Origin of the sequence: Nocardioides sp. ChNu-153 (assembly GCF_030466625.1) — a bacterium.
In the GTDB taxonomy this organism is placed as follows: domain Bacteria; phylum Actinomycetota; class Actinomycetes; order Propionibacteriales; family Nocardioidaceae; genus Nocardioides.
This window is the reverse complement of record NZ_JADEVT010000011.1, coordinates 51192-62790: the sequence shown is the minus strand read 5'-3', so window position 1 is coordinate 62790 and position 11599 is coordinate 51192. Positions and strand designations below refer to the sequence as shown.

Sequence of the window (11599 nt, the reverse complement as noted above, 5' to 3'; positions counted from 1 at the left end):
CGAGGTGACGTGGCCCACGTCGAGCGGTCGATCGGAGCAAACCGTGGCTGAGCCCCCGGAGGAAACCGTCGAGGTCGAAGAGACGTTCACTGAAACACGTCGAGTGAAGGTGTCTCGGCCCTCCGACGACGGCGTCACCCTCGTGCGCGGCGGGGTCAGCCCGACCCGGCGACGGGTCCCCGACCGCAAGGTGCTCCTCGGCGGCGCCGCGGCCCTGGTGGTCGTGGCCGGCGCCGCGGTGGCCCTCACCCAGGTCGGCGGCGACGACGACGGCGATGGCGGCGGCGAGGACAACGGCGTGGCCGAGAAGTCGATCGGCGAGATCGGCGCCGAGGTGGACGCCGCGATGAACGGCCTCACCTCGGTGCGCATCGTCATCGCCCCCACCGGCGGGGAGGACGCGTTCTCCCTCGACCTGCGGGTCGACGACGCCGGCGAGTGCGAGGGCACCTACGAGGCCCAGGGCGTCGAGGCCACCGTGCTGAGCGTCGACGACCGGTTCTTCTACCGGCCCAGCGCGAACTACTGGGAGACCTCGGGCCTGGACGCCGCCACCGCGGCGACGCTGCAGGAGCTGGTCGGGGACCGCTGGATCGACGGCTCCGAGACCGCCGGCGTCTCCAGCCTGGGCACGCTCTGCTCCGGCGGCGTCGAGGCGCTCACCAGCGACGCGTACGACGCGACGGCCTTCGAGCAGGACGGCTGGACCGTCGGCGAGGAGGACGAGGTCGACGGCCGGCCGGCCGTGCGCCTCGAGCGGGAGGACGACGACGCCGGGTCGGCCGTGACGCTGTGGGTCGCGACGACCGGGGAGCCCTACGTGCTGCGCGCCGACGTCGCCGAGGGCGAGACGAGCGCGTCGTACACGCTCTCGGAGCAGGACGAGCCGCTCGGCCTGGAGGTGCCCGCACCCGAGGAGATCGTGCCGCCCGAGGAGCTCGTCGCGGCCGTCGGCGACGGGGCCACCGCACCCCCGGGCTGAGCCCGGTCCCGCCCCGGTCCGACCCCCGGTCGGACCCCGGGCTCGCGGCGGGCTGCTGGGGGCTACAGCGGCGGGAAGAGCGGCGGCAGCGCGAACAGCATGCCGACCGACCAGGTGACGTGCGTGATGGCGCCCGCGAGGATGCCGTGCGTCGCCTGCCGCTGCAGCGCCGTCACGACGCCGAGCAGCAGGGCCGCGAAGGCCAGCATGACGTTGCCGGTCGCGGCGGTGGCGACGGCGTAGACGACCGTGGTCACCACGACCGGGTGCCGCTCGACCACGTCGAAGAGCACGCCCCGGAAGAACATCTCCTCGGCGACGCCGGCGGCCATGGTGATGAGCAGGATGCCGATGGTCACCTCGCCGCCGGTGAACGACATGACGCGGCGGATGGCCTCGTCGAGCGGCCCGATCTCGCGCACGACGAGCGCGCCGAGCACGAAGACGCCGACGAGCACGAGGCCGAGCAGGAAGGGTCCGACGACGGGTGGCCGGCCCGGCGGCGGGCCCACCCGGCCGAGCCGCACCGGCCCGGCGAGCAGCGCGCCGCCCGCCCACACGGCGGCGAGCAGCACGGTGACCACGTAGAACGCGGTCGAGCCGGGCTCGGTGCGCAGCATCATGGCGAGCACGACGGCCCCGGCCACGACGGTCGCGATGGCGGTCGTGCGCATGCGGTCGGCGGTCACGGCGCCGGGGTCACCTCTCGGTCGGGGTGGTGGCCTGCTCCGCGGCGCGCTCGGCGATCGCGCGGCGGACGGCCTCGGCGTACGACAGGGGCTCCCCGGGCACGAGCTCGCGGATGGAGTCGTCGGTGACGACGACCTCCACCCCCATCGAGTCCACGAGGTTGCGGCCGGTCGTCGTGTCGACGTCGGTGACGAGCGACAGCCAGCGCGAGGAGAGCCGGGGGCTCAGCACGGGGACGGGGAGGATCGGCGGCGCGTGGCCCTTGATGACCTTCGCCGCCTCGCGCAGCATCCCCAGGTAGTCGAGGCGGTCGGGCCCGCCGATCTCGAAGACGCGGTCGAGGGCTTCCTCGCGGTCCGCGACCCCGACGAGGTAGCGGGTGACGTCGTCGACGGCGATCGGCTGCGTCAGGGTCTTGACCCACCTGGGGGCGACCATGGCGGGCAGCTTGTCGACGAGCTGGCGGGTGATCTCCCACGAGATGCCGCCGTGGCCGACGACGATCGCGGCGCGCAGCACGGTGACGGGCACGCCGCTCTGGCCCAGCAGGTGCTCGACCTCGCGGCGGGAGCGCAGGTGCGGCGAGAGGTCCTCACCGTCGGCGCCGAGGCCGCCCAGGTAGATGATCTGCCGCACCCCGTGGGCCGCGGCGGCCTGGCCGAACGCGCGCGCGGCGGCTGCGTCCTTGGCCTCGAAGTCGTCGGCGTCGAGCGAGTGGACGAGGTAGTAGGCGACGTCCACCCCGGCCAGCGGCTCGGCCAGCGTGCCCGGGTCGTCCACGTCGCCGTGGACCGGGGTGCCCTGCCCGGCGTAGTCCTCGGGGTGGCGGGTCATCGCACGCACCTCGTGGCCGTCGGCGACGAGGGCGGGCACCAGGCGCCGGCCGACGAATCCGGCGGCTCCGGTCACCAGCACGCGCAGGCGCGGCGCGGGCGAGGTCTCGCTCTGCTCGGGCACGCCCCCCAGCATGCCGGGTGGGTGGTCAGTGGGCGGTGCGCGCGTGCCAGGCCGCCGAGAGCCGGGCGTAGTGCCCGTCACCGGCCGCGAGCTGCGCCGGGGTGCCCTCCTCGACGACCCGCCCGTCGGCCATGACGAGCACCCGGTCGCTGGCCTCCGCCTGCGTGAGGCGGTGGGCGATGGTCAGCGTCGTACGCCGGTCGGTCACCGTCGTCGCGGCCCGCTCCAGCTCGCGCACACCGGTCGAGCCGGCGTCGGCGGTGGCCTCGTCGAGCACGACGACGAGCGGGTCGGCGAGCTCGACGCGGGCCAGCGCGAGCAGCTGGGCCTGGGCCGGTGTCAGCGGCGTGCCGCCGGCGCCGACCACGACGTCGAGCGCAGCGGTCCCGTCGGCCGTGCTTCCGCCGCCCGCGTCGCCGCCCGCCAGTGCGCGCACCCACCCGGCGGCGCCGAGCCGCTCGAGCACGGCCCACAGCCGGGCGTCGTCGGCGTCGGGGGCGGCGAGCGTGAGGTTGTCGCGCAGCGTGCCGGCGAAGACGTGCACCTCCTGGGTGACGAGCGCGACCGGCAGGCGGCCGCCACCGCGGGCCGCGAGCAGGTCGGCGAGGGGGGTGCCGCCCACGAGCACGGACCCCCGGGTCGGGGCGATGCGGCCGGCGGCGACCTGGCCCAGCGTGGACTTCCCGGCCCCGCTGGTGCCGACGACGGCGACCCGCTCGCCGGGCGCGAGCACCAGGTCGACGTCGGCGAGCACCGGGCGGCCGGGCACGTAGGCGTGGCCGACGCCGCGGAGCTCGAGCGTCGCCGTACCGGGGGTGCCGGACGGGGTGCCGGACGGGGTGCCGGACGGCGTGCCGACCGAGGGGCCGGGCGCGGGTACGGCGGGAGGCGTGGGGGCCGCGGGCAGGCCGGCGACGCCCGCCACGCGGGTCAGCGAGGCGCCGGCGGACTGCACCTCGCCGAAGACGAAGAGGATGACGCCGATCGGGTTGAAGAGGCGGTGGAAGAACAGGGCGGCCGTGGTGACGGCGCCGATGCTCACGGGGGCGCCGAGGTCGCCGCGCACGAGGAAGAAGCCGGTGCCGAGCACGATGAGGAGCCCGATGAGCTCCGAGCGGTTGGTGCGCTGGCCGAAGCGGGTGAGCAGCTCCCACACGCGCAGGGTGAGGCTCGCGGAGCGCCACGACGCGTCCTCGACGCGGCGACGGTGGGCCTCGCCGAGGCCGTGGGCGCGCAGCGTCGCGCTGCCGTGCACGGCGGTGACGAGCGCCTGGGCCCGCTCGCCGTTCGCGAGGCGCTCGGCGCGGTAGAAGGGGCCGGAGCGGGGGAGGTACCAGCGCAGGCCGAGCGCGTAGAACGGCAGGGCGGCCAGCCCGGCGAGGCCGAGGCGCCAGTCGAGCGCGAAGAACCCGACGGCCGTGAACGCGATCGCCACGACCGAGCGCACGAGCATCGGCAGGATCGTCGTCACCGCCTCGGCCAGCACGCGCACGTCGTCGCCGACGCGGGAGAGCAGGTCGCCCTCGCCGGCGCCCTCGACGACCGCGTGGTCGAGCGCGAGGGCCCGGTCGAGAACGTCCTCGCGCAGCGACGCCAGGGCCGGCTCGCCGGCGCGGGCGAGGAAGGTCACCGACGCGGTCGTGGCGACCAGCTCGACGAGGGCCGCTACCGCGATCGCCGCCGCGCCCCACCCGACGACGGCCCGTGCGCCGTCCCCGGGGTCGGCGACGGCGTCGACGACCTGGCCGAACACCACCGGCGCGACGAGGCCCGCGAGACCCGAGAGCGCGAACATCACGGCGGCGACCACGAGGGGGCGGCGGTGCCCGTCCAGCGCCCGCCACGCCAGCGCCGCCGCCTCGCGCGGCGCAGCGACGGGCAGCAGCGCGCGGTCCGAGATCGGAGCCGGGGCCGGGGTAGGAGAAGGAGCGGTCATCGCAGCACCGCGTCGCGGTAGGTGGCGTCGGTGGCGAGCAGGTCGGCGTGGGTGCCGGCGGCGGCGACCCGGCCCTCGCGCAGGTGGAGCACGCGGTCGGCGAGGTCGAGCAGCGCCGGGCTCGAGGTGACGACGAGCGTCGAGCGGGCGGGGTCGGCGGGGTGCGCCGTACCGCTGCGGGAGCGGGGGTGGCGCAGGCCCGCGAGGCCCGCGGCGACCCGCTGCTCGGTGACGGCGTCGACCGCGGTGGTCGGCTCGTCGAGCACGAGCACCGGGGGGTCCGCGGCCAGCGCGCGGGCGAGCGCGACGCGCTGCTGCTGCCCGCCCGAGAGGCTCGAGCCGTGGGCGGCGACGGGGGTCGCGAGGCCGTCGGGGCCGAGCGCCGCGACCTCGTCGGCCGCGGAGGCGGCGAGCACGGCGTCGCGGCGCGCGCCGTCGAGTGCGCCGGCCGGGTCGACGTTGTCGGCCAGCGTGCCCTCGAAGAGGTCGACGCGGTGGCCCGCGACGAGCAGGTGGCGGTGGCGCTCGGCGAGGTCGAGGGCGTGGAGCGGTACGCCGCCCAGCGTGGCCGCGCCGCGCACCGGCACGGTCTCGGCGCGCAGCACCTCGAGCAGGGACCGCGACGCCGCCGGGTCGTCGACCACGAGCGCGACGAGCTCGCCGGGCGCGACCTCGAGGGTGAGCCCGGTCAGCGGGCCGGCGTGGACGTCGTCGAGACGTACGGCGGTCCCCGCGCCCGCGGGCCGCTCGCCGTGCAGCTCGAGCTCGGGGGTGGCGAGGAAGGTGACGAGCCGGTCCGCCGAGGCGCGGGAGGCGGCCAGCGCCGCGATCGTCGCGGCACACATCTGCAGCGGCTCCGCCAGGAACTGCGCGAGGCCGACGACGGCGACGAGCTCGCCGACGCTGAGGTGGCCGTCGACGGCGCGCAGCCCGGCGAGCAGGGCCACGACGGCGAGGAAGAGCATCGCGGCGCCCGCGGTGGCGCCGTACAGCAGGCCCTCGGAGCGGGCGGTGGCCACACCGGCGCGGGCGGCCTCGCCGCTGGCGGCGCGGTAGCGGGCCAGCGCGACCGCCTCGCCGCCGATGCCCTTGAGGGGCCGCAGGCCGGTGACGACGTCGGTGGCCAGGCCGGACGCGCGGGCGATGCGCTCCTGCGCGACGGCGGTACGGCGGGTCAGCCGCGGCGCCAGCGACTGGGACAGCAGCAGCACGAGCGGGGTGCCGACGAGCACGACGAGCCCCAGCAGCGGGTCGATGGCGAGCAGCAGGACGACCGCCACGAGGAGGCCGCACAGCGCGGCGCAGCTCTGCGCGACCTGGCGGACCACGGCGGTGGCGACGTCGGCGTCGGCCGTGGCCAACGAGAGGACCTCGCCGGGCAGGGCGCCGGTGCGGGCCCCGGCGGGCGCGAGCACGTGGTCGGCCACCTCGGTGCGGATGCGGTGGGTCTCCGTCTGCATCGCCCGCCACGCGACCTGGGAGCCGAAGCGGTAGGAGAAGCTCAGCACCGCGAACAGCACGCACAGCCCGACCGCCGCGATCGCCAGGTTCCTCAGGTCGCCGGTGGCGACGGCGCGGTCGATCGTGAGGCCGATCGCGACGGGCACGAGTGCCTCGCAGACCTGCCAGGTGGAGATGAGGGCGAACGCGGCGCCGAGCCGGCCGCGGTGGCGGCGCAGCGTGCGTCGCAGGAGGGCGGCGCCGGTGGCGGGCCGGGCGTCGACCACCGGGGGCGGCGGGCTCTCCGGGTCGGGGAGCAGGCGGAGGCGGCGCACGTGAGGGAACCCTAACCGACGCCGGCGGGCGGGTTCGCCGGTGCTCGCCCGGGGTACGGAACCGCCGGGCCGCGGCGCGCGTCCCAACCGCGAGGGCCGGGCGGACCGGCCGCAGGAGGAGGAGGCGGGATGACCCACGCGCGAGCCCGCGGGCGTACGGCGGTGCTCGCCGCCCTGCTGGTCGCCGCGGCCGGCCCGGTGCTCGCCGGGTGCGACGGCGGCCGGTTGCTGGGCGGCGGGTCGGGGCTGCCCGGTACGACGGGGCCGTCCGCCGGCGAGCCGGGTGGCCCGGGTGAGCCGGGGGAGGGCCGGGAGGGCCGGGTCGAGGGCCGGGTCGAGGCGCGGCTGGTCGTCGACGAGCCCGTCGACGACGTGGCTCCGGGGCACCACCCCCTCGAGCTGCGCGCGGGGGAGGAGCCGCGGCCGGAGGTCGCCGAGGTCGATGCCGACCTGCCGGACCTCGCGCCCGGAGTGCGGCGTTTCCAGTTCGTGGACGACGCGTGCGGGCGGGTCGGCGAACCGGTCCTGTGGGAGCGCGACGGCACCGTCGGTGTCGCCACTCCGCGCGGCAGCGAGCACCAGGCGCTCGACGACCCCGACGGCGTCCACTGCGCGGAGCCGGACTGGGAGGTCTACGTCCTCGACGTCGCGCCCGAGGTCGCCCGCGACGAGCTCCCGGACGTGGTCGTCGAGCGCGTCGAGAGCCGGCAGGTGCCGGTCGACCTCGCGCGGGTCGAGGCGGCGACGGGGCTGGAGGTCGGGACGGGCCGCGAGGTCGAGGGGGCCGTCGAGGTGCCCGTGACCGTGGAGTCGGAGTGGAGCCCGGTGACGGTGGCGGCGCCAGCCCCGGCGTACCGGCGGTTCGCGTGGCTCCTCGCCGCCTGCGAGACGGGTGGCCCGCTGCAGCCCGCACCCGACGTCGTGGCGGAGTTCGAGGCCGACGCCACGCACCTGCGGCCCGAGTGGCCGGACGTGGGGGCGACGTGCGACCCCGACGAGCCGTACCTCCTCGTCGTCGACGTGCGCGCCGACGACCTGCCCACGACCGTCGAGCTCGGCCCGGCTACCGCCCGTTCCGGCTGAAGTGCTGGGGGTCGGACAGCGTCCGCCACGCGCCGCCCCACTCCCAGCCGACCGCGGCGAAGGCGCGGACGACCGCGTCGTCGGGCAGCACCATGCCGGGGCGGACGGCGGTGCGGTCGGTGTACGACGTCGCCAGCTCCGGGATCACCACCCGGGCCGCGCCCGCGCCCTTGTCGTAGGGGTTCTGGAACGGGTTGACGTCCACCGCCGTGCCGTAGGCGTGCTGGGAGAACGCGGACTCGCCGGTCGTCGCGCGGCAGACGAACGACTCCGTCGTGTTCCCGTCGCCCGTCGGTGGCGCGTCGAGCGCTGCCATCGGGGTGACCCGCATCGCCTCGATCGGGAAGCGCGCCGCGTAGAGCGTGCGGAACACCTTCACCAGGTCGTCCGCGACGTCCGCGGCGACGAGCAGCTCGCCGGTGTGCCGGGCGTCGTCGAAGCCCCAGAAGGTGAGACGCACCCACGCCAGCTCCCGCGCCGCCACCGGGCAGCCCGGCCGCCACGTCGACCGCGCCAGGACGTCGGCGGGTGCCGGTGAGGTGACCTCCGCCGCGTAGCCGTCCCCCGGCAGCGGCGCCAGCTCGTCCGGCAGCGTGAAGCGCCGCGGGTCCAGCTCCGGCGGGGTGGGCTGCGGCGCGACCGACCCGTCCGAGCGCACGGGCAGCACGCGCGTGCCGAGCCACGCGGGTGGTTGCGTACCGGGTGCGGGTGCGGGTGCGGGTGCGGGTGCGGGGGCGGCGGTCGTGGTCGCCGGCTGGGTGGTTGCGGGCGCGGCCGCCGTCGGGGCCGCGGCGCGCGGCGTTTCCGCGGGCTCCGGGTCGTCGGGCGCGCCCGCACACGCCGCGAGCAGCAGCGCCGTCGTCACGACGGTGACCGTCGCAGAACGGAGACGTCGACCCACCCGACGACCGTACGACGTGCCCACCCGCCGCGGCGGCACGTGCGTGGGTACGGCGGCGGTCGAGGTGGCCGGGCGGGTACGGCGGTGGTCGACGTGGCGGCGTCCTGGTGGTCGAGGCGGCGGGCGCGTCCCGGTGGTTGAGGTGGGTGCGCTAGCACCCCTCGAAACCACGCCGGGACATGCCGGTGGTGGGGGTCGTCCGGTGGTTGAGGTGGCCGCCCCGGCGGCCCTCGAAACCACGCCGGGACATGCCGCTGGTGGGGGTCGTCCGGTGGTTGAGGTGGCCGCCCCGGCGGCCCTCGAAACCACGCCGGGACATGCCGGTGGCCCCGCCACGTGGTGCTGGGTGGCGGGGTCGGCGCTGGTGACGGGACTAGTTCAGCGGTGTGGTGCCGGTCGAGTCGACGGCGTACTGCAACCCGTGCGGACTGGTCCAGATGTAGGTGCCGAGCAGGTCTCGGCGGTAATGCCATCGCCGGTCGGGCGGACCGGTGCCGGGCGGGTCGATGCCCGTCGGTTCGTTCTCCGGTGGGCTGACCCCCGTCGGCGACGGGTGGGTCTTGGCGCGGTGTTCGCCGCGGCACAGTGGCGCCAGGTTGCTGGTGGAGGTCTGTCCGGCGCCGGGTGCTGCTTCCCACCGGTAGGGCTGGATGTGGTCGAGATCGAGGCCCCTGGCTGGTCGGCCGCAGTAGGGGAAGGCGCAGGTGGCCCGGTCGAGCCGGACCCGTTCGGCGATGCGGTCGGGGATCTCGTACGCGTCCACCGCCACGTGCTCGTTCAGGTCGATGACGGGCTTGACGGTGATCGTCGTGCCCGGGGTGTGGCACCAGTCGCGGACCTGGTCGGCGGTGATGAGGTCCCGGGTGTTCTCGAGGCGGGCCAGGTCGATCCCGACGCCACCGGTCGCGGTATCGACGCCGGGCCCCGCCGCCAAGTCGTCGGCGGAGCGGTTCCCAGCGATGGCGGCGTCGCTGAGGTGGACGTAGAGCACGACCTTCCGGGCCGGGGTGCGCGTCGAGGCTGCACGTCCGCCGGCGTCGCCGGCGTCGTCAATGACGCCGTACAGGTCAAGTGCGGTCTGGCGGCGGGCGAGCTCACCCACCGCCATCGAACGGCGGACGTCGAGGTCGGCGTCGCAGCCCGCGGCGGCGAGGTCGGCAGCCACTCGTTGAACGGCGTTGTCCAGGTCGAGGGCGTCGGCGATGTCGAGGGTGCCGTGCACGGGCACGACCCCGCTCCAGGGCGAGGCGGTGTCGACCGGGGTGGTCTCGATGGTGAAGTACCGGGCCTCGTCCGCATCGGCGCGGTCGAGCTCGGCGTTCTCGGGGTCGAAGCGCGCTACCGCTTCGGCGACGAGCCGTTCGACGGTCGGCATCGTGGCGCGGTGCGCGACGGGGGCGAGGTTGCGGTCCACGAAGTCGGCCGCCTCGGCAGTCAGTGTCCGGGTGAGAGCGGCGATCTTGCGGGCCCGCCACACCGGCAGCGCGCGCTTCTGCGTGGCCGGGTCGGCGCCGGCGAGGACCCGGGCCCACAGCCGCGGGAGGCGGTGGCGCAGCTCGACCGCGTCACCGACCAACGGCCGACCGGAGGTGACGGAGCGGCCGAGGGCCGCGGAGATCTCGTAGAGGCAGAACTCGGAGACCATGGGTGCGCCCGGGCCGCCGAGCTCGAGGAACCGGTCGCCACCCGGTACTGAGCTGGGGTCTTCGTGCCGGAGCCCGAGCGGCCCGATGGGGTCACCCACCACCCCGTCGGTGTGGGCCTCGGCCCAGTCAGCGACCGCCACGAACGCCGTTACCTCGGCGGCCATCTGGGTCGCCGAAGCGGCTCGAGCGGTCGCGAGCAGCGCCGTCGTGTCGACGGCCGGAGGGCCCTCGACGACGGCGGTGCTCGGGTGGTTCATACCGACAACGCTAGAGGTGGCCACCGACAGTCTCGGCCGGGAGCGCGGCGGGCTGGGGAGAAGAGAATCAGCGATCTCGCGTGTCCTCGGAGCGCCAGCCGGCGGCCGCTCCCGAGGTGGTTTCGAGGGCCGCCGGGGCGGCCACCTCAACCACCGGTGCGCGGCCGCCGAGTCGCCCACCAGCACGGATCGCGGCGATCGCCCCCGACGGACCGCCCCTGGGCCCCGATCCGGCCGCGTTCGCCGCGATCGGTGCCCCGCCGCGATCGGTGCCCCGCCGCGATCGGTGCCCCGGGGCGATCGGCAACAGCCGCACCCGCCCCGCGGCCCGCCGTACCCCTCAGGCGACGGTGGAGCGGCGCACGACGAGCTCGGGCTCGAGCACGATGTGCTCGACCTGTGACCCGGCGGGGTCGGCGATGACGTCGAGGAGCCGCGTCGTGGCGGCCTCGCCCATGGCGACGGCGGGCTGGCGCACGGAGGTCAGGGGGATGGCCGCGGCGGCGGCGAAGTCGATGTCGTCGTAGCCGACGAGCGCGATGTCGTCCGGCACCCGCACGCCGCGCAGCGTCAGCGTCTGCAGCACGCCGAGGGCGATGAGGTCGTTGGCCGCGAAGATCGCGTCGGGCCGGCGGGCGGCGGGGAGGTCGAGCAGCTCGCGGGCGCCGGTGCGGCCCGCCTCGACGTCGAGGGTGGGTACGTCGAGGTGCACGATCTCGCCGGACCCGTGCTCCTCGACGGCGGTGCGTGCGGCGCCGAGGCGGTGCTCGATCTGGCTGAGGTCCTCGGGGCCGCCGATGAAGGCGATGCGGCGGCGGCCGATCTCGAGGAGGTGCTGCGTCGCGAGGCGCCCGCCGAGGGAGTCGTCGACGGAGACCGAGGAGAACTCGCGGGCGCCGGTCTTGCGGTCGACGACGACGATCGCGGTGCCGCGGTCGCGCAGGCGCCGCAGCCGGTCGAGCACCTGGCCGGCCGGCGTGACGAGCACGCCGGAGAGGCGCTGCTCGGCGAACAGGTCGAGGTAGGCGACCTCCCGCTCGTGGTTCTGCCCGCTGTTGGCCAGCACGAGGGGGCGCCCGACCTCGGCGAGGCGCTGCTCGACGCCGTGGGCGACGGCGGTGAAGAAGGGGTTCGCGATGTCGAGCACGATCATGCCGATGCTCGCGTTGGTGCCGCGCCGCAGCTGGCGGGCCGCGTCGTTCGGGACGAAGCCCAGCTCGCTGATCGCGGAGAGGATGCGCTCGCGCGTGGCGGGCGAGACCTTCTCCGGGTGGTTGAGCGCGTTGGAGACGGTCCCGGGGGAGACGCCGGCGAGGCGGGCGACGTCGCGCACCTGGGCCTCGGGCATGTCGCGGACGTTAACACGATTCAA

9 protein-coding genes are annotated in these 11599 nt (G+C 76.1%); 2 read left to right on the top strand and 7 right to left on the bottom strand.

The window, feature by feature from the left end; translation table 11 throughout:
- Nucleotides 1-43 precede the first annotated feature (43 nt).
- The gene (locus tag INN71_RS13760; RefSeq protein WP_277497782.1) at nt 44-982 is read left to right on the top strand and encodes a hypothetical protein; all 939 of its coding nucleotides are present in this window, start codon (nt 44-46) and stop codon (nt 980-982) included.
- Nucleotides 983-1044: 62 nt separating this feature from the next.
- Here the strand turns inward: INN71_RS13760 and INN71_RS13755 are convergent, their stop codons facing one another.
- The 4 genes from INN71_RS13755 to INN71_RS13740 are packed head-to-tail and all read right to left on the bottom strand — an operon-like array spanning nt 1045 to nt 6340.
- Nucleotides 1045-1671 carry a CPBP family glutamic-type intramembrane protease gene (locus INN71_RS13755; RefSeq protein ID WP_277497783.1) on the bottom strand — a complete coding sequence of 209 codons (627 nt, stop codon included), beginning with the start codon at nt 1669-1671 and terminating at the stop codon, nt 1045-1047.
- Between the two features lie 10 nt (nt 1672-1681).
- On the bottom strand, nt 1682-2629 hold the full coding sequence (locus tag INN71_RS13750; RefSeq protein WP_277497784.1) for an NAD(P)H-binding protein: 948 nt from the start codon (nt 2627-2629) through the stop codon (nt 1682-1684).
- Between the two features lie 25 nt (nt 2630-2654).
- Complete coding sequence (locus tag INN71_RS13745) at nt 2655-4565, bottom strand: ABC transporter ATP-binding protein (protein ID WP_277497785.1); 1911 nt, start codon at nt 4563-4565, stop codon at nt 2655-2657.
- Complete coding sequence (locus INN71_RS13740; protein WP_277497786.1) at nt 4562-6340, bottom strand: ABC transporter ATP-binding protein; 1779 nt, start codon at nt 6338-6340, stop codon at nt 4562-4564. The genes INN71_RS13745 and INN71_RS13740 overlap by 4 nt, the downstream gene beginning before the upstream one ends.
- Before the next feature lie 129 nt (nt 6341-6469).
- Between INN71_RS13740 and INN71_RS13735 the strand changes: the two genes are divergently transcribed.
- Nucleotides 6470-7423, top strand: a complete 954-nt coding sequence (locus INN71_RS13735) for a hypothetical protein (RefSeq protein ID WP_277497787.1) — start codon at nt 6470-6472, stop codon at nt 7421-7423.
- Here the strand turns inward: INN71_RS13735 and INN71_RS13730 are convergent.
- From INN71_RS13730 to INN71_RS13720, 3 genes are all read right to left on the bottom strand, one after another.
- Nucleotides 7404-8324, bottom strand: a complete 921-nt coding sequence (locus tag INN71_RS13730; protein WP_277497788.1) for a M15 family metallopeptidase — start codon at nt 8322-8324, stop codon at nt 7404-7406. The two genes, INN71_RS13735 and INN71_RS13730, sit on opposite strands and share 20 nt — an antisense overlap.
- A 373-nt stretch (nt 8325-8697) precedes the next feature.
- On the bottom strand, nt 8698-10227 hold the full coding sequence (locus INN71_RS13725; RefSeq protein ID WP_277497790.1) for an HNH endonuclease signature motif containing protein: 1530 nt from the start codon (nt 10225-10227) through the stop codon (nt 8698-8700).
- Between the two features lie 340 nt (nt 10228-10567).
- Nucleotides 10568-11575 carry a LacI family DNA-binding transcriptional regulator gene (locus INN71_RS13720; protein ID WP_301800828.1) on the bottom strand — a complete coding sequence of 336 codons (1008 nt, stop codon included), beginning with the start codon at nt 11573-11575 and terminating at the stop codon, nt 10568-10570.
- Nucleotides 11576-11599 lie beyond the last annotated feature (24 nt).